Raw genomic sequence first — 18,351 nt, 5'->3', positions numbered from 1 at the left:
GGTTACCAGCCTGATAATTGTTAATTGAATCTTACTGACCTCTGAAGAAAATGATGGTGCTTAAGGTCTTGGTAAGGATGGTGATATCAATAAAGATATTTCTGTACTTGATATAATACAAGTCGTATTGAAGTTTTTCAAGGCTGTCGGCATGACTGTCGGCATAATCAGTCATTACCTGCGCCCAACCGGTAAGGCCCGGTTTAATGAAGTGCCGGGTATCATAAAATGGTATGGCTTCAGATAATTCTTTCACAAAGAAAGGACGTTCAGGACGGGGCCCTATAAAGCTCATCTCCCCTTTCAATATGTTATAAAACTGTGGAATTTCATCCAGTCGGGACCTTCTAAGAAACTTTCCGAAGCGGGTAACCCGGGAATCATTTTTTGTGGTCCATTGAGCGCCGTTGGGCTCGGCATTGAGTTCCATGGTTCTGAACTTAATAATCTCAAAAACCTCTCCGTTTCGCCCCACACGTTCCTGTTTGTAAAACAGACTTCCCCTGTTGGCAACCAAATTGCCGAGAAAAATAAAAGGCACCAGGATAAAACCGATCACCAGCCCTATAACCGAGATAATAATATCTGCTGTACGATGAAAGATCTGGTAAAACTTATTGTCATTACTTCGGCTAAAGCGGAAAAATTCATAAAAGTTCCGGTTGATCATCTGCACCGGAATCCTGTGTGTCTTCTCTTCGTAGACCTGGTTAAAGTCACGCACGGGAAAACCTCTTTTCAGCAATACAAAGATCTCCTCACTAAGGTCTGCACTGTCATTTTCGGGATCCAGTTCATTAATTAAGATCTCATCTATCTTATGCCGTCTGATTATGTTCGTAATACTTTCAGAATGATAATGTGATATACCTTTTCGTGATTTAATCTCACGGTTTTGTTCAGAGCCCGTATTCAAATAACTTACCACAGAATAATTTGGATCTGCACGTAGAAGCTGATCAGCGATCTTATCCATATCGAAAGCATCACCAATCACCAGAACCCTTTTATAAAAACGCGGGGAAGAAATGAACCTGATATATGCGAACCTCCATACCAAAAGAGCGAAAACAACCGCGAGGTAAAAATACAGGATCTGCATTCTGTTATTCGGCAATACCGGAGTAAGAATTGGCGTTAAAAGATACACTAGAACGGTCACAGAAGATGCTAAAAAGACATTTTTAAGTACTGTCTCATACCTGCTTGCCTTTTGCAGATCATAGAGCTCAAAAACCGAAGAAAACAGCGTAAGATAAAGAGTAAGCATCAGGGTCCACACCCAGAAGTCGGCATTGATGGTAAAGTAATCTAAGTGAAAAAAAAGTCCTGTAAAGTAAAGAGTGGTCAACACCCAAAATATATCAAAAATCCTCAGGAAGATTTTGCGTTCAGAGATCTCAAAATGAATTCGCCGTCTTTGGGACATTCGGAAAAATTTACGCGGTAAATATAAGGAAGAGTTTACTTCCGAAAGATCCGGCCGCCTGTTTTTTGTCAAGAGTTCTGCTTCTTCCATAACATTAACCAGTGGAATTCATTACAGAATCCCATTATAAGTTAGGTCAAATAATTGCTTTACAGAGTGAAAGATGAGGAGGGCACTAAAATATTCACTCAGTTTTTATATTTCAAAATCCTATTAAGGAAATGAATTCTATAAAAAGTTCGTGCAGGGGTGAGATTTAATACTGAAGAAATGTACTAAATATCAAATACTTAAAAAAGTTAAAATCTTATGGATTTAAAAAAAGGAAAGAAAATTATTCAGGAGAAAACCTGAGCCCATAAATCTTTGACAGAATTCCAGTCAAATTTTTCAACCTGCTGACGGGCTGAAACTGAAATCTGCTTTGCATTTTCAGGATGGGAAAGTAAATGTTCTACAGCATTTGCCATGGCAGGAGAATTGTTGGCAGGAACCAACAGGCCGGTTCTTTGATCCTCGATCAGTACAGGAATACCGCCCACTGCTGTAGAGACCACCGGTAAACCTAAAGCCATAGCTTCGATCACACTTACGGGAGTATTATCGATGGTACTGGTATTTAAAAAAATACAATAGCTCTCCGAAAGCCTATGCCATTCACGTTTATCGAGTATTCCTTTAAATGTTACTGGTAAGTTTTTTTTGCTAACATAATCCCGACACTTTTTGAAGGAGTCGTCTTTTTCCGGGCCCACCATGCAGAGTTCAGCATCTTGATACCTTTCTAAAAGCAGTTCCAAAGTTTGTATTGCCGACATAGGATCATAGATTCCGGCAAACGCCCGTACCCATAACAGTTTCGGCTGAAAGCCTGTTCGCTCCTTAAAAGGATAATCCTTTAAGTTTATGCTATTCGGAATATATTTTATTCCGGAGATACCTGCAGCCTGGAATTTGTCTTTAAGATAAGCAGAAGGCGCTATGTTAGCGCACGCGTGCTTAAGAAGCCAATGTGTTTTCCCGGGAGTGCGTTGAAGTCTCTCCGGAAGTTCTCCGCCATGTAGCAAAAGAATATATTTTAACCCAAGAAAATGAGCTAATCTTCCTGCTGAATAGGCATACCAAAAATTGCTCGTACTGTAAGTATCTATCAACACCCAATTTGCAGACCGGGAATTCTTAAGAATTACAGACAGCATGTGAAGGATCCTAAAAGCCTTGTTTTTGAAACCTGAGGCAGTGATAACGTTATAACCTTCCTTTTGAAATAAAGGCGCCAGTATATCTATTGAGGTAGGATTCCCCCCTCTCTCCTTCAATTTATTTCCTATATATATCAGCTGTTTTTTGCTCATTTACTGCAGTGAAGTGTGGCTAGGTACAGAAGACAAGACCTCATTCCATTGTTCCTTCACTTTTTCCCAATCGAACTCTTCTACTTTTCGCCTGGCTGCGAGAGCTATAGCATTCGTTTTCTCCTGGTTCTCTAAAAGTTCTTCTAATGCCTGAGTCATGGCCGTTTCATCATTTTGGGGCACCAGTACTCCATCATGGGGATCGTTAATTAGATTTGGCATGCCGCCAACATTAGTAGAAACTACCGGCAGTCCAAGCCCCATGGCCTCTATAACACTGATTGGCGTATTATCAACATCGGTGGTATTAATGAAAAAATCATAATCTACCGAGAGAGATGACCAGGCCTCCTTCTTCATTTTCCCAGGGAAATAAACCGGAAGGTTATTCTTCTTTGCATATTTCTTACAGCGGGATAAAGATCCGTCCTTTTCGGGACCTACCATACATAATCGAGCCCCGGGATACTTTTGGTAAAGTTTTTCATAAACCTTTAAGGCCATCAATGGATTATACCTTTCCTGAAACCGCCGCACCCAAAGCAATCTCGGATCAAATCGCTGTCTTTCTTTAAAAGGGTAATTTCTGAGAACAATGGAATTTGGGATTATCTGTACATTATCGAACCCTTCGGCTTTAAAAGCATCATGCAAAAAGTGAGAGGGCGCGATGTTCACAAAGGCCTTCCCGAACAGTTCAGCACTCAGGTCTTTTGAATCTTTCAGACGTTCCGGTAAATTACCTCCATGTAAGATGGGAATATAAGGCAGGTCTAATCGATAACATAACTTAGCGGTGCTATATGCGTAATAAAAATTCTGCGCACCGTAGGTATCGATCAAAACCAGGTCGGTTTGGTTGCGGTTATGCCATATCAGGTTGAGCATATCGGTCAACCTGAGGATCTTATTATCCTTACCCGACGCCGTCTTTACTTCATACCCTTCCTCCTTTAAAGCCTCGCTAAAAAAAGAAATATAGGTGGCCGTAAAGGTGGGGTTCGTAAGGTTATTACCTATATAGAGAATTCTTTTTGTCATCAACGATATATAATAAAGCGAGTCCGTACACAAATGCAGGCAGGGCAATCCTCATAGCCGAATGATTAATGGTCAAAAACCAAAAGCCCAGAAAAGCGAGAAAATAATAGTTATTCTTGAATTTTGTCCAGAAAACTAATGGAACAATAATAAGTATAATAACGGCTACCACCCCTAAAATTCCGTGCTCAGCCAATAACCTACTAATTTCGTTATGGGTATTGATCTCTACTCCTAGATTTTCTTCTCGATACTCCCGGCCTTTTCCAACCCCTATCCCTATTACCGGATTTTCATAAAAACCCTGCAGTTCGGTCTCCACCAATTCGACCCTACCTGTGGTAATATCCTCTTTTAGATTTCCTGCTGCATCCCTATTTTCATATCTGTTCTCCAGTAAACCAAATGTCTTGAGTGAAGAAAAACTCCAAATACCAAGAAAAATTGCAAGAAGAATGATCAGCTTGAACCTTATCTTAGTTTTTTCACCAGAATTTTGTTTATAATAAAACAGGGCAATAAATGCAGCTATGCATATCAAGGCAGTAATAACCCCTCCTCTAGAGAAAGTGATCAAAGCTCTATATCCCATCATCCCCAATAAAATAAGATCGATCAAATTCACAGTTTTATTTTTAACCGTGAATAAACGAGTCACCAAAAGAAAAGCCCCCAGGCCAAAAACTGTAGATATTTGATTAGGCCCATAACCTCCGGTTGCAGCATAATTTCCAGACAGGCTTATAATGCCTTCCTGTAGAGAAGGTGTATATAGGAAGAGATATATCATCTGAGCGAGCAACGGCATTAAGAGCATTAAGAGCACTCTCTGAAAATCTTTTTTCCTGATCTTTTTATAATAACAATACAGGGCTGAAATCCCCAGGCATACAGGTCCAGCCAGGTTAAAGGCAATGAGTTTTCTAAATTCCGCTTCGTAGCTTATAGTGACCGAAGCCACTATTACCCCGGGTAGGAGAATAAATAAATATGTCCAAAAAGGCACAGTCTTAGAAGATGTTCCTTTAAAAAAGATACCGATCAACAAAAAAAGGATCACAGCATATTTTCCCGTTTCATAAAAGAACAAAGCCCCGGTCATCCTCCAATACACCTCTGCCCCCGCAATGTAGGCCGCGGCCATCAAGGCTTCATTGTTCCTGTTTTCGTTCTGAATAGTGATGAAAAGGAAATACCCAAATACTCCCAGGAAATACAGCAAGGAAAGCCCTTCAAAAATGTAGATGGCAAAGGCGATACCAAAATGCAGCAGTAACATTTTGACGTACTCGATTTTTCCTAACTTTTCCAGGAGGGCGCGTTGTCGTCTTATATTAATACTTGCTACATTCACAGATTACAATATTAAAACTTTAATGAAAGTTAAAAGAGTATTTTTACAGAGATTGCATAAACCTTATCACCTGTGGGATAATCAATTCTTCTGAATATTCGGAAAGAACTTTTTGCTGAAAGTTCCTTGCATCTTGGCTTCGTTGCTGTTCGTTATTGACATATTGAAGGAGAGCCTTCATTAAGGCATTCGGTTCCTCCGGTTCCACCAGTTTTCCGAAGCCACCTATCACCTCTTCGCACTGCCCCACATTTGTACACACTACAGGTAAACCTGCTCTACCGTATTCCAGAAGCGCCACAGGCAAACCTTCCGAAGACGAAGAAAGAACTGCAATATCGGCCTGATCCAGAAGAAACCCAATGGATTCCTGTTCTCCATAAATATGAACATCTTTTAAAGCATGTTCCCTGATAAACTGCTGAACCTTCTCTGAATACTCATCTTGGTTGTCTTTGCCTATTAGATGAAGACTGACTTTCTCTTTGGTTGATAGAAGTAATCTCTGAAACGCCTTCAGTAAAGTAAGATGATCCTTTTGAGGCCGGAAATTGGCTACACATATTATCTTCAGATCGTTTTCGCCATTTAGTTTCGCACCTCTTTCAAGAGAAATAGAAGGCAGAAAATTTTTAAAGAAGATAACCTTTTTCGCCTTGAGTGTATCCAGAGCCCAATTTTTGAGATCGGGATTTACAGAAATGACCCCATCCAAGAATCCTGAAAACGCTTTCAAAGGATAAGCCGGTCTGTTCTTCAATTCCCTTCCATAGTGGTCATGCCATACAAGTTTTACTTCACAAAGGGTTATCTTCAACATCACCGCTAAAAACCAGGAGGTACTATGGGCCTGCAAGAGATCGATCTCGTTTTTCACAACAAATCGACGAAGCTTCAGGAAAGCCTTAAGGTCAAAAGAGTGCTTTTTATTCAAAAATACGTATCCTACCTCTTTAGCTATTTTAGCATTCAACAGTCCTTCCCTTCGGGTACAGCAAAGGTATGATCCCTCTATCTTACCGGATAGGGCATTCGCATAGGAAACCGCCATCTGTTCAGCGCCGCCGCTACGTAAACTGTCTATTATTTGTAAGACCCGCATTCTTCCGCTTTCGGTTTTCTGTTTATTGTTTTAATTTTGAATGTCACTTTGAGTCAGAACGACGGTCGAAGTATTTGGTTCTCAAATTGCTTCTATTAATTCTTTCCCCGCTTTACCCCATCCCTAAAGGGAGCCGGGGAAAGTTTTCCGGTTTCCGCCGATTTATTAAGACCCCTGACACTCAAAACTTCCTTGATCCTTTCTTCAAACCTCTCCAGCGTATACTGCTGACTCCATCTCTTTGCTTCCATAGACATTCGTTGCATTTCTTCAGGTTTTCTAAGTAAGCATAAGATCTTTTCTATATCAACTGCCCACTGACCACTGTCGACTGACCCTTTTTTTGAACCGTTGCCTGTTGGCCGTTGGCCGTTGGCTTTATTCGTAATCAACACTCCCCTGCTCCCTTCTCCCAACATCCATGGCACACAACTTACAGGAGTGGCAATTGGGATACATCCAAAGAACATGCCTTCCGCAAGAGCCTTGGGCCAACCTTCAGATCGGGATGGCAAGATCACAAAATGTGCATTTTGATAGGCTGCTTTCAGTTCTTCAAGAGAACGGTTTCCGTGGAATTTTACGTCTCCCTGTAAATTATTTTCCCGGCAATAACTCTCCAGATTGTCTCTTTCCGGGCCATGGCCGTAAATTTCCAGGTTCACACGGGATCCGGATTCCTTCAGGCCATGAACCAATTGAATAGCCTCAATAGGTCGCTTTCCCGGCACCAGGTTACCCACGAATAAAAAAGTAAAGGTTGTTGAAAATGTTTTTTCTCTTATCTGTTTAATTTCATTTTCCGAAAAACTGGCGGTAAAAAAAGGTTTGATATTAGCTGTTTGCCCCGGCCAGTCGCCATACACCAGAACTGTCATATTCCGGGTCAAAAAAGGGTTTTTCAAGATCCATTTCTGCAGTCGGTAACTCCAGGGTTGTTTCGCATTTGGATCCCAATTCCCGGCATATTTCGCCGTTTTTGGTTTATTCGGAAAAAAGATCTGACAGATACATGCGATCAGTCCAATATTACCGGGACATCGAAGGTGAATGTGATCGGCCCGTTTCATATTTTCGATAAGTTTCCAACCTATAAAAGGAATTTTAAAAAAACTCAGAAAAACACCTTTTAATGACAATAAGTTAAAACCCGGGATTTCCGAAAAATAAAATTCCGAATGCTCATATTCAGCAGCTCCATTTAATTCCATTTCAGAATAAGGGGCAACGACCTTTACTCTGTCCACATGTTTTAGCCATAAATTCATTTCCCTCACATAAGGAGAATAGGCCAGGTAATGCTTATTCTTCTTCAGATGTTCAACATGTGTGAAAATGGAAAATAACATTAAGTCGTCTTGTTTCGCATTAACATACTCAAATGCATACATTTAAACATATAAGAATCAGAAATTGCTGATTGTTCCCAATCCATTTGATGCCATGCCTTCGCCTTCGACAGTTTTTTTTCTTCTGTAATCGGCACTAAACCTAAAAGGGCTGCATATTTAGTCTTTGCCAACACCCCTCTTCTTTCCTGAATTTCAAAAGCTTTTTCAAACTTATAATAGGTCTTCCTTGAAAACGGCCACTCCCAATCCTTATCACTTTGAAAAGGGCGATAGACAGTACGCAAAATTCTCAAAGGAGTGCTAGTCTGTAAGGGATCATGGCTAACAATTATTCCGCCGGGTCGAAGCTTCTCCTGCAATCTTATGATCAATTCATCCACATCCTTAAAATGGTGCAATACCCCATAAGCATAAATAAGATCAAAATCCTTTTCTGTAAAATCATCGGAGAGAAAATCCATGACTTCTGCCCTGGCTCCTTTCACTTTTTCTAAACGGCGGTTAAGATGCGCGATACCTTTCCCACTAAGATCAATACCTAAATAACTCTTTGAATTTTCTGCCAGATAAATACTTAGGCTGTTCCCCATATAGCAACCCAGGTCCAGCACCTTTTTGTCAGAAAGATCTCCGAACCAGCTTTTATGCAATTCGTAGATATCTTTTTCTATACCTATCCCTTTTTTGATCCGGTTTAGAAGGCCGTTCCTGAAATAGGACCAGATACGGGTGGGCAGGTTCTTATTCTTTCTGTTATAGAATTCTTCCTGGCGTTTATTGATGGCGATTCGTTCTTCAGGCTTCATGCTGGAAATGTAAAAAGAAAAAGGCAAAATCGGTAGTTTACACTTCACGATTACGCCTAATTGATAGACTTTAGATATTTTTAATGGTAAAATGATTATAAAGCTTACCTTTAATTTTCTGACTGTCTCTCATTTGGATACGTTAACTCGAATTTGAATATTTCTATTCATGAAAACAATAAATCAGGACCTTGTTATATTGCTTACTGCTACAATTACTCCGAACAGCTATTCCAAACTTAAAATTCTGGATCCGGAAATTCGCAAAAAGCAATATTTAAAAGCTTTAGATTTTTACCTTCATAAAACCCCTTTCAAAATTATTTTCGCTGAAAATTCAGGTGATCCTTTAGATGGATTCCCTTTGTTTCCTGAAAGAATTGAATATCTCACCTTCAAATCTGAACCTATTGAACCTGATCGCGGTAAAGCTTATAAAGAACTTGAGCTTATTGATTATGCAATAAAAAACTCTAAATTTATTAAAGAAGCGAAGGCTATTGCCAAAATAACCGGCAGATTAAAAGTTCTCAATTTCAACAGGTTATCCAGTAAATTTCTTAAAATTAGAGATAATCAATGCTGTTTAATATATGCCAATTCCTATAAATTTAGAAATATGGATTCCCGGTGCTTCTTTTTTACTCCGGATTTTTGGCCTTACCAATGGAATGTAGGTCAAAATTTAAGCATTAGATATAATTTTGAATTATCCTTATGGGATGCCGCTGTTCAATATAAAAGAATTGAAGGAAAAGTCTATAAACCTTTTTACGAACCATTAAGGATTAAAGGCAGAAGTGGTTTTTCCGGGAATGAATATAAGCATAACCTATTGATCCATTATGCACGTATGATTCGTAATCTGAGTCAAAAATTTTTATCCTAGATCTATCTCGGGTTAAAAGGTCATTCTTTCCTTTCGTGCAATAATTGCTTACCCATAAGCAAAGACAGGCTTAACGAAACCGAAAGATAGAAAGCCATTTATTTACAATGGCTTTTTGAAAATTAAGCTCCACCACCCCACCACTCTTCCCAGGCTTTCTGTTAAAGCTTCTTTTCTTTTTGAAGTTGTAAATATATTCCCCATTCGGACAAAAGTTAACAAAAAAACAGTAGCATGCCATTTCAGCTTGGCCTCCAAATCAGGGGAAGGATTCTTTACACGCCATACGTACCAGCCGTTCCTGATCACCATTTTTCCATACTCATAACGATTAGGTCTACCCGCCTCCTCATGGTAGTGAAACAATTGAGCGGTGGTATTCACATATAATTGTCCCAATTTTGAAGCCCGCAAACAAAAGTCCATATCTTCATAAAGACCATAGCCCTCAAAATAATGGGAAAATCTAATCTTTTGAAAGAGTTCCTTCCGATAGGAAGCCACTCCGCCCATAAAATATTCAACCGGGTATACTTTTCCCGAAGGTGGTAGAAAACCTGTAGAGAACCCGTTCGAAGCTTTGGGCATAACGCCGGGCGGGGTTTCACTTAATAACCCAAACTTCTTACGTAGCACATTTCTGCTGCCTAGTTTTCTTTTAAAGCCATCATAAACAAAATCCCCAAATTCTGCCTCCCCGTTCTCCTCCCATTTTATATCGTCAATTATATATCCTCCTACTCCAATGGCTTCTGGGTATTTTATATAGGTTTTAAAGAGGTTTTCAAAATAATCCATTTTCAGAACCACATCATCATCCAGAAAACAAATAATTTCAGTTTCTTCTGAAACCTCCTGTATTCCAAAATTCCTTTGACGGGTGAGTCCCCGTTGGCCTTCCAGCACCTTAAAATATCGGGTGTTTCGAAATTTCTTTTCAACTAAAATATCCTTTGTTTGATTATCATCTGAACCATCAATGATCAATATTTCATCAGGATATTCAGTTTGTTCAGATACCGAATCCAATAACTTCACTAAAGCTTTCGGTCTCTGAAAGGTACATATGATGAGGCTGAAACGCATTATCCTTTTTTAAAGTCATTAATTAATTTTAACTCGGTATTCAAACTGGCTGCATTCATAATATTCATATTTGCAAAAGGCCATTGTTTTAATGCTTTCCTTTCAATTGCCTGAGCATATATGTCTTTAAAATAAGCTTCTCCCAAATGGTTAGGGTCAAAGTAAGCTTTCAGGTTCTTTTCCATATCCGGATGCTGATATACTTTCGCCCAGTTTATGGATCTGAAAAGTCGGTAAGGTTTTGAAATATCCCTTGTTTTCATTAACCGTTTTGTTATGACCTGATCTGCCTTAGAACGGAATCCCCACATGGCGAATTTTAATAGGTCAGGGAAATTCTGTGGAATTAAAGGCGCCTGGCTGGTGGGTACCCTGTTGAGCTTCTTTAGCTCCTTATGGTTCCTGAACAGTTTTTTCGCGAAACGGTAGTTAAGTCTTAAATTGGGGTGTAAATTACTTGTCCTGGTTAGCAGCTGTAAAGACATAGCGGGAGAATAGGAATCAAATTTACTTCCGCTTAATAACAATTGTTTGGAAAGACGCATCCGAGTATAGGTATACCAGGAAAAAAGTTCATCATATAATTCAATATATGGCAAATTATGGGCATCGATCCGGGAGAAGATCTCTTCCAGATTGGTATTAAGAGCAGTGATTAACTGCTCCTGTCCAGACTTCACTTTAATTTTAACCAGGTTTCTTTCATGATAATAGATGCGAAACCTCTTTCTTATCTTTTCTTTCCATTCTGAAACATTTTTTTCGTTCACTTTTTCAAACTCATAGTCCTTTCCTCTGATATAATATTTATAGAAATTTTCCTGTCTGAACTTCCTGGAAGAAAATTTTTCTATTTTTCTCGCTGGCAAGGCCTCACACAATTCTCCAAATAAAAGCGGTTCCTTTTTTGGTTCTCCAACCTTTTCGGTGATCTCCAACCAGGAACAAAGTTGTACGGCCTCTGTTTGAAGAGTATAACGTTTTAAAGTTTCAGGTTTAGGAAAGTAAACCGAAGAGTCATGACAGGCTACAAATTTTGCTTTTTTGATCTTAGCCAGGCGCCAAGCAACCCTTGATTCGTAATTGCCTGGATCGCCAAAAGTAAAACAGGTTGGCGGTTTCTCATCGGGAATAGCACCTAACACAATTCTACTGTCAATCCCCCCACTAAGTGCAATATTTACATTCTCAGAATAATTGACGCAATACTTAACTTCATTTTGGTAGGCCCTCCAGTATTCCTTTGCCAGGTCATGATCCTGAGAAGGATCACTTATATCATTATACAGCCTGTTGTCGTATTCCCTGGATAAAATATTTCCTTCAAAATCAAACCTCAGACATTCTCCCGGCAGCAAACGTTTGCAATTCTTAAGTATTGTTCTCGAGCCGATGTTCTCCAACTCAGGTCCTAGGCATCTTTGTACAATTCCCGCTTCATCAAAATCACAACCCGAAATAGCGCCTATCAAAATTATGCTGTTAGAAATATAAAAAAGGCCACTTTTTCTGAGATAGTATAAGGGATAGAGTCCCACCTGATCTGTACATAATACTATTTTCTGTTCTTCAGAATCAATCAGCGCAGCTGAAAAGGAACCGGTATAGTTGGAGGCCAGGGGCCATTCTCCGCCGATAGCTTTAGTGACACTTCGCAGTTGTCCCGCAAGGTCATCGATTTTTTCATCTAAATCACGCAGATAACCATCATGCAGTAGTAAACATTTCCGGATGACTTCAATATTCCTTTCTTCCTCCAGAAGAACATTTAATACACCTATCTTCTGAATCTTGGTGGGTACAGGCCAGTCTTTAGGGGGCAACAAAGTCTTCTGATTTGAAATCAAATATTTCATTCCTTTATTCTCTTTATTGCATGCGTTTTTTGATAAATTATTTCTCTCTCCAGTCTTGCTGACCAATATTCGCTTCTTTTCCAGCGCTCTTCCATATTTTTTAAATACGTCCAGGGATTCTTCGTTTTCTGTTTTCTGAAAAATTTCAAATAGAGAGAAATTTTAAAACCTTTCATTTGTTTGGAGGTATAGTATCTTTTACCCAGTATCATTAATGTTGGTGAAGGTTTGGGTAGAGGATCTTCCTTTTCCCATTCCAGCACAGGCTTTTTCCTGAATCCTCCAACCGGCGCCTTTAAATGCAGGAGCTCAAGATCTGGATGATAAATGATGTCACAACCCGAATTCCTGAGCTTCATTCCGTAATCAGCATCTTCCCCATACCCATGTTCAAAAACTTCAGAAAATTCATTTTGTAAGGCAAAATGGCTTTTCACCAAACTGGTTCCCGAACCAAAACTCCCCCATTGCTTGATCTTCTTGAATACTGTTTCTTCCCCTTCCTGTTTGCAATTTAGATTAAGACATTCCACGTCCAACCTAACGGCTTCCTTGATGACATTTTCTAATACTTCTCTATTCATCCTTATATCGTCATCGGCAAAGAATACCCAATCAGATTTCACTTCTTTTAAGGCTTTGTTTCTTGCCCTGCAGGCCCCAGCTTCATGTGTGAAAATATGTGATATCTCGAAAGGCCATTCCTCCCCAAGCATTTGGACCAGTTCTGAAGTTGAATCAGGAGCCGGATTTTGTTCTACTATGATCACTCTTTGCGGCAAAAGACTTTGCCTGCTCAGATCCTTAACCACCTGCTGCAGATATTTTGATCTTCCTATGGTAGGAATGATCACATCAATGGAGGCCTCATTTACTTCTGCGGTCTGAGTGATTTCCGGTATATCAATTACTTTCCCGAAAAATTTCTTATCAAAAAAAGCTTTCAAGAAAGCAGTGATCGGTAAGCGATTTTCATATCGAATCAGGCAAAAGAATAAAACATAGACCCAAATTGTTTTATAATGACGGTGAACAAAGGAAAATAATTCAGCGTCTCCTCCTCTGGCATTAGCTGTCTTAGGTAATTTATTAAGTTGAAGCAGCCCGGGATCTGAATAACAGAATAAACCGTTCTGCTGCCCCACTTTGGCTATTGAATTGAGAAGAAAGTCAAAGTTCCTGATCCCTTTAAATTCCTCTTTGAAACTAAGAAGGGTTTTTCCCTTTATACCTCCCACATCGCTGCTCATTCTCCAGGTTGGAAACTTTATTTCAGGATTGATGTTGATAAAAGGTAATTGATCAACATAACCTATATTTCCAGGAAGAAATTTAGAATTTACAGCATAAGAGACCATTATCCGCTCATGTAAAATCCTCTTTTCAGCAAGCCTGGGATCTAAAAATTCTTTCAGTTCATCCTCTACCCATAATATTTTTTCCTCAGGGAATTTTTCAGCCAGGTTCCATATAGCATTACAAGGATCGCTGGAAACTATCATTGGCTCACCATCTTTGCGAACCTCAACTATACGGCCACCTATTTTATGAATAAGAAGGATCATAGTAAGTCTATTCGTTCAAAGATCTTCATCATTTTTGTTCCCGGGTGCAGCCAGTTATTATAATATTCCCGGTTGGCCTTTTGCATGGATCTACGCAGACCATCATTTGAAAATAACAGTTGAGTTTTTTCCAGGCATTCTTCTGGGGAATGATACGAAAAATAGTGTTCTTTCTCTTTTAAAGGGCCTAATAGTTGAAATTCATCAATTGGATTGGTCACAATGGCGAGGCCGTTTGCAAGATACTCTCCAAACTTAGCACCTATACTTTCTTCAAGTCCGTAAGTAACGATTCCAATAGAAGAATTTTGCATCTTTTTTAAATACCGCTTCCGATGAAATTCCTTTTTCGGCAACACCAACTCCGGGCATTGCTTATCTGAAAAATCATCTTTTCTTATACCTCCGGTAAAAGAATCTCCAAATTTCTCCTTCAATAATTTATTGATCCTGATACGCTGGTCATTTAAAGCTTTTCTATTTTCTCTTTTCCATTTTGGATGATCCTTACCTGCACCCCACAACCTTGAACGAAAAATAACGCCTTTGTTCTCCGTCAGGTCTGATTCTATTATAGATAATTCATTGGTTGCGATGCTATCCCGAATGTCTAAAAATTTAGATACTCCCTTCCAATATTTAAGTGAATATTTCCAATAGGAAAGGTCTTTTAAGAAAAGGTATTTAAGGGTAGGATTTCGGTAATAAACAGGAAAATATAAGCCATAGGGGGTTAATTTGTGATTTTCGACATGATCTTTTTTCAACAACATTCTTTTAATGTAGAAATCTGATTCCCGGTAAAGAATAGGGTCTATTTTAGAGTGGTCTGCAAGATCAAAGAACAGGTTCAAACCGGAGATCTCCACCCTGAAAATATTCTCGGGATATTTTCCAAAATCAAAGTTATAGCTAAGGTCAATTTTCCTATGATGATTTAGATATTCCAGCCCGGTGATAAGTTGACTGAAATGGTGGTTTACTGAATTGAAATGCAGAACTACCTTTTTCATTTATACCTCCTGCTCCGTCAAAAAATCCCATTTCTTTAATTCCTTTTTCAGCTTTTTTCCAATTACCTCCTCGAATCTCGAAGCATCAAGCCCATAGCCTTTAGGTTTTTTTGCTTCCAGGTCATCAAAAGTTAAAATATGACCTGCCGGGAGATCTTTGTTTACCGAAAGGGATTTCTCAAAGATATTTTTCAAACCTTCAAAAATAGTACTGTCGCTTTTATCTACAGGATTATTCAGTGAGGTCCTAATATTTTTAACGGCATTCACCAGCTGAGAGATCTCCTCCATTTCCAGGGAAGACGAGGCATCGGGACCCAAACTATTCCTGTCAAAAACAGCATGAAACTCAAGGATCTCAGCCCCTAAAGCGGTGGCTGCAATACAGGTCTCCATCTTTGCCGAATGATCTGAATAACCAACTGTAACTCCATATCGTTTTTTTAATTCAGGAATTACATTCAGGCCATAATTTCCAGGCTGGGTAGGATAGGCAGTAGTGCATTGAAGAATGCTATATTCCATCTTTCTTTCCCTCAAAAAATTCACAGCTGCATCCAGTTCTTCAAACGAACTCATTCCCGAGGAAAGAATTACCGGTTTCCCTGTACGGGCGATCCTTTCTAAAAGCAGGAAATTATTCACCTCGCCCGACCCAATTTTGTATCTCTTCACTCCCATCTTTTCCAGAAGATCAACCGCGGTATTGCTGAACGGGGAAGCCAGGAATTCAACTCCTTTTTCATCACAGCTTGCTTTAAGTCGTTTCCATTCTTCCAGGTTAAATTCCATACGTTTCCAGTAATCGAACCGGGTTTTATCACGATCAGAAAACTTAACGCGAAAAGGTTCATGAATGCTACTTTCAGCATCCGCAATATGAACCTGAAATTTCACCGCATCCACGCCCGTTTGGGCAAGGGCTTCAATATATTCCAGAGCCTTTTCAAAAGAACCGTCATGGGCCTGTGCGACTTCGGCTATGATAAACACCTTATTGTTGTTCTCCATTAAAATAGATTTCCCATTTACTACCGTAAAAATGGTTTTTAAGCTCTTGGTAATTCAAAATCAGATCTTCCAGGGGTTCAGGATTCTGTTTCTTTAATTCAGAATCTCTTTCAAACCTATCTAATCCTAAAGCTCTATATAACCCATTAATAACTTTTCTCCTGTCTTTTGCCAGGTCTTCATAAGTTAAAGGTATCAACTTGTGTTTTGAAAACATACTGTCGGTCTTTTCCTGATATGCTTTGATCTCTTCAAAGTAGCTTTCACATTCCTCAGGACTCAGCTCTATTTTTTTATTTTCCGCATCGATGGTTTCTGTCGAGTTTACATTCTCCGTCCATTGCTTTGTCTTTAAACCTATTTTTTTTGAAACAAGAGAACGTAAAATATTTTTCCTAACCAGGTGAATTATAACTATTGATCTGTCCCTTTCAACCAGATCCCAGACCCCCTTATCTCCCTTCAAAGGATGATGATAAAATAATTTAATGCCTACATATTTTATCCTTTTGGGGTAATTACTAAAAAGTTCCTTCCAAACCTGCCCACTGCTCTTTGAATTAAGCTCCCTGAAAACCTCTCCTTTAGCAATAATTTTCGGGTGAAAATTCAGCATATTATTCACCAAAGTAGAACCTGTTCTGGAGTCACTGATTATAATAAATTTCTTATAATTCGTATCTCCAAAAATACTATCTCTTAAACGTATAAATTTTGCTCTGAAGTCAATATAAAAATTAACAATTTTATTTCTCATGAATTTTATTCAGTAATTGTTTGTCCAAAATGTCTGCCTGGATATTGATACTTTAACTTTGTAAATATCTTCTCTTTAAACCACCATATTTTTTGTTTAAGAGTAGGATTAATAAATAAAATCTTAACACCTCCCTGCCATTCATCTGTTGGGAAAGGACTCCTTGCAGAATTTTTTTTTAGACTGATACTATGTACCATTATATTATGTGGAAACAATTCGTCAAGAAGAATTTGCTGAGGCATTCTGTCTCCCTCTATGACAATTATTCCCTTTGAGGAAAGCAGGCTTTGAATTTGACTCAGGTTTTGATCTTTCCCGTCAATGATTATGAGGTCAAATTTATAATAATCAGGAATCTCTCCTATCCCTCCATAAATATCCACTTTCTCATAATTAGTTCCCAGATTCCTATTCAAAGCTTCCAGACAGTATGGATTGTCCTCAGTTCCTGCGTAATATTGCCCCCCGTCTTTTTGGAGTTCGAGGATAGTTCCTGAAATGCTGCCGATACCCAATCCCACTTCGAGGATGTTTTTCGTTTTAAACCAGGTGATCAATTCCATTAGTTTCTCCACCGCAAATTCACTGGCAATATGCTGATTTCCTTCGGCATGATCGAATTTCCGGTAGGCTTGCCGGAGCTTTTGTTTTTTCATAAAGCTATTCTAAAGCTGATACTGTTTAGATCTTCCTTCAACTTAAATGAATAATTATGGTCCCTGTAACAGTAAATAATCTCCTTGAGCAGCATATCGTTCACCTGTTTCATGGAAATATAAGGTTGTGTTTGTTTTCCGAGCAGTTTTTTCAGTTTATGTTTAAAAGAATTGAAATAAGGATCCTCCACGAACTCCACTTTAACGACCTCGCCATCGAGGGAGGGTAGCTCTTCTCTCAGGAAATGCTCGACGTGCGCCATGATATTTTTGATCCGGAAACACCTCGTAGGTTCATTTAAAATATCTGCCTGTTCAGGGGAAATGATCTCTGCCATTTTAGAAGGCTTGATGATCCCCAGGTCCCTGTTCCTCTGAAAATGTCGCTGATTAAGTCTCATTATATTCTTAACCCTTGGATTGCCTGTTAGCAGTTTGTCTTCGGAACCGCTAAAACTCCTGTGCCAGTTGTGATAAAAATATTCAGCGCCTGCAAAATCTCTTTTATAGCCGGCAGTTTCAAGGCGGGCAAAGAGATCCTCGTCTTCAGCCCCGTAAAAATGAAAGAATTCATCCAACCCATTCACTTTCAGCAATGCTTGTTTCCCGGCCAGGACCATTCCGTTCACCTTGCCATATCGTACCGGTTTCAAATGTTCAAAAGTGTAATTCCCTTTCAATTTCACCGATTCTTGCTTACTTAAATATCCGAGTTTAAACAGGAAGAATTTTTCAGGATTAGCCAGTTTCTCAAACAACGTGAGAGTTTCAGGGTGAAAGATCAGGTCTACATCGGCAATGAAAATAAAATCCCCATCGGCCATTTTGATCCCGTAATTAAGAGCTTTGCTTTTATTCCACAGGACTTGCGGCACTTCTAAAAAGAATGCTTTAACAAAAGAAAAATCACCTGCGATTTGCCGATATTCCGGAATTAGTTCGGCCTTACTACCATAATCCACAAAGATGACCTCAAATGAACGTCCTACCTGTTCTTCCAGGGACTTGAAAGAGCTTCTTATCCTTTCAGGATCACGGTTCCGGTTAGCATATACTATTGAAAATCGTTTCTCCAA

16 protein-coding genes are annotated in these 18,351 nt (G+C 39.2%); 1 reads left to right on the top strand and 15 read right to left on the bottom strand.

The window, feature by feature from the left end; genetic code table 11:
- Positions 1–31: 31 nt before the first annotated feature.
- From ACFQ1G_RS14295 to ACFQ1G_RS14265, 7 genes are all read right to left on the bottom strand, one after another.
- On the bottom strand, positions 32–1,429 hold the full coding sequence (locus ACFQ1G_RS14295) for an exopolysaccharide biosynthesis polyprenyl glycosylphosphotransferase (protein ID WP_380740684.1): 1,398 nt from the start codon (positions 1,427–1,429) through the stop codon (positions 32–34).
- A gap of 338 nt (positions 1,430–1,767) precedes the next feature.
- On the bottom strand, positions 1,768–2,784 hold the full coding sequence (locus ACFQ1G_RS14290) for a glycosyltransferase family 4 protein (RefSeq protein ID WP_380740682.1): 1,017 nt from the start codon (positions 2,782–2,784) through the stop codon (positions 1,768–1,770).
- Complete coding sequence (locus tag ACFQ1G_RS14285) at positions 2,785–3,825, bottom strand: glycosyltransferase family 4 protein (protein WP_380740680.1); 1,041 nt, start codon at positions 3,823–3,825, stop codon at positions 2,785–2,787. It abuts the gene before it with no gap.
- Positions 3,797–5,179: an O-antigen ligase family protein gene (locus ACFQ1G_RS14280; RefSeq protein WP_380740678.1), complete on the bottom strand. Its 1,383-nt coding sequence runs from the start codon at positions 5,177–5,179 to the stop codon at positions 3,797–3,799. The genes ACFQ1G_RS14285 and ACFQ1G_RS14280 overlap by 29 nt, the downstream gene beginning before the upstream one ends.
- A gap of 43 nt (positions 5,180–5,222) precedes the next feature.
- The gene (locus ACFQ1G_RS14275) at positions 5,223–6,281 is read right to left on the bottom strand and encodes a glycosyltransferase (protein WP_380740677.1); all 1,059 of its coding nucleotides are present in this window, start codon (positions 6,279–6,281) and stop codon (positions 5,223–5,225) included.
- Positions 6,282–6,376: 95 nt separating this feature from the next.
- On the bottom strand, positions 6,377–7,630 hold the full coding sequence (locus ACFQ1G_RS14270; RefSeq protein WP_380740675.1) for a glycosyltransferase family 4 protein: 1,254 nt from the start codon (positions 7,628–7,630) through the stop codon (positions 6,377–6,379).
- Positions 7,630–8,439, bottom strand: a complete 810-nt coding sequence (locus ACFQ1G_RS14265; protein WP_380740674.1) for a class I SAM-dependent methyltransferase — start codon at positions 8,437–8,439, stop codon at positions 7,630–7,632. The genes ACFQ1G_RS14270 and ACFQ1G_RS14265 overlap by 1 nt, the downstream gene beginning before the upstream one ends.
- Before the next feature lie 169 nt (positions 8,440–8,608).
- On the opposite strand from ACFQ1G_RS14265, the gene ACFQ1G_RS14260 reads away from it, so the two are divergent.
- Positions 8,609–9,328: a hypothetical protein gene (locus tag ACFQ1G_RS14260; protein WP_380740672.1), complete on the top strand. Its 720-nt coding sequence runs from the start codon at positions 8,609–8,611 to the stop codon at positions 9,326–9,328.
- A gap of 102 nt (positions 9,329–9,430) precedes the next feature.
- Here the strand turns inward: ACFQ1G_RS14260 and ACFQ1G_RS14255 are convergent, their stop codons facing one another.
- The 8 genes from ACFQ1G_RS14255 to ACFQ1G_RS14220 are packed head-to-tail and all read right to left on the bottom strand — an operon-like array spanning position 9,431 to position 18,351.
- The gene (locus tag ACFQ1G_RS14255; RefSeq protein WP_380740670.1) at positions 9,431–10,414 is read right to left on the bottom strand and encodes a glycosyltransferase family 2 protein; all 984 of its coding nucleotides are present in this window, start codon (positions 10,412–10,414) and stop codon (positions 9,431–9,433) included.
- Positions 10,414–12,270 carry a hypothetical protein gene (locus ACFQ1G_RS14250; protein ID WP_380740668.1) on the bottom strand — a complete coding sequence of 619 codons (1,857 nt, stop codon included), beginning with the start codon at positions 12,268–12,270 and terminating at the stop codon, positions 10,414–10,416. The genes ACFQ1G_RS14255 and ACFQ1G_RS14250 overlap by 1 nt, the downstream gene beginning before the upstream one ends.
- Entirely contained in the window at positions 12,267–13,835 is a 1,569-nt protein-coding gene (locus tag ACFQ1G_RS14245) for a glycosyltransferase family 2 protein (RefSeq protein ID WP_380740666.1), read from the bottom strand. The genes ACFQ1G_RS14250 and ACFQ1G_RS14245 overlap by 4 nt, the downstream gene beginning before the upstream one ends.
- Positions 13,832–14,848 carry a glycosyltransferase gene (locus ACFQ1G_RS14240; RefSeq protein WP_380740664.1) on the bottom strand — a complete coding sequence of 339 codons (1,017 nt, stop codon included), beginning with the start codon at positions 14,846–14,848 and terminating at the stop codon, positions 13,832–13,834. Before ACFQ1G_RS14240 ends, ACFQ1G_RS14245 begins: the two co-directional genes overlap by 4 nt.
- Positions 14,849–15,859, bottom strand: a complete 1,011-nt coding sequence (locus ACFQ1G_RS14235) for an N-acetylneuraminate synthase family protein (RefSeq protein WP_380740662.1) — start codon at positions 15,857–15,859, stop codon at positions 14,849–14,851.
- Complete coding sequence (locus tag ACFQ1G_RS14230; RefSeq protein ID WP_380740660.1) at positions 15,843–16,616, bottom strand: sulfotransferase domain-containing protein; 774 nt, start codon at positions 16,614–16,616, stop codon at positions 15,843–15,845. Before ACFQ1G_RS14230 ends, ACFQ1G_RS14235 begins: the two co-directional genes overlap by 17 nt.
- A gap of 5 nt (positions 16,617–16,621) precedes the next feature.
- Positions 16,622–17,275: a hypothetical protein gene (locus ACFQ1G_RS14225; RefSeq protein WP_380740657.1), complete on the bottom strand. Its 654-nt coding sequence runs from the start codon at positions 17,273–17,275 to the stop codon at positions 16,622–16,624.
- Positions 17,272–18,351, bottom strand: coding sequence for a glycosyltransferase family 2 protein (locus ACFQ1G_RS14220; RefSeq protein ID WP_380740655.1), 1,080 nt, complete (start codon positions 18,349–18,351; stop codon positions 17,272–17,274). The genes ACFQ1G_RS14225 and ACFQ1G_RS14220 overlap by 4 nt, the downstream gene beginning before the upstream one ends.

This window comes from Salinimicrobium gaetbulicola (assembly GCF_042676025.1).
GTDB lineage: Bacteria > Bacteroidota > Bacteroidia > Flavobacteriales > Flavobacteriaceae > Salinimicrobium > Salinimicrobium gaetbulicola.
Note: the sequence above shows the minus strand (reverse complement) of the source record. Positions and strands in the feature narration are given on the sequence as shown.